The following is a 512-nucleotide window of genomic DNA, read 5'->3' as shown; positions in this document are numbered from 1 at the left end:
GGGTACCTCGCGGATCGGATCGCGGCGGAGCGCGACGCGTCTCGTTCGGGCGCCGATCGCGTGGAAACGACGACCCCGGTCGAGCGGCTCAAACACCGCTACGTCGAGGGCGAACTCACCGACGCGGAGTTCGAGCGACGTCTCGACCGACTGCTGGCCGCCGACCGCGAGCGGGACCGCTCCGAAGTGCGGTCACAGTCTGAACCGGCGAACTCGAAGACGCGCGAACGCGAACGCTGACGAGCCTCCAAACTCCTGACGCGGACGCGTGGCCTGACCCGCGAGACGCTCTCCCTACCGATTTGATCGGTGATTCGCCCCGTCACCGACTGTCCGACATCGAAACGCGCTATTCGCCCGTTCGTTGTTCCCAGCAGATCCAAATATGATACCGACGCAGAGATTTCGTTAATATATTCTGTAACCAAATCTATACAAATAACACCAAAATCGCAAGAAGACAGATGTTTATCAGCCTAGATAACCGGAGACGTAATCTTAAGTAGGAATTC

The 512-nt window shown here is 58.4% G+C and carries 1 protein-coding gene; it reads left to right on the top strand.

The window, feature by feature from the left end; genetic code table 11:
• Positions 1-240: SHOCT domain-containing protein (locus EXE44_RS17995; RefSeq protein ID WP_199241277.1), on the top strand; the 240-nt coding region annotated here is incomplete at its 5' end.
• Between the last annotated feature and the right edge of the window lie 272 nt (positions 241-512).

The sequence above is a fragment of the Halorubrum sp. SS7 genome (assembly GCF_005435055.1).
GTDB lineage: Archaea > Halobacteriota > Halobacteria > Halobacteriales > Haloferacaceae > Halorubrum > Halorubrum salinarum.
This window is presented reverse-complemented; position numbering and strand designations above follow the sequence as displayed.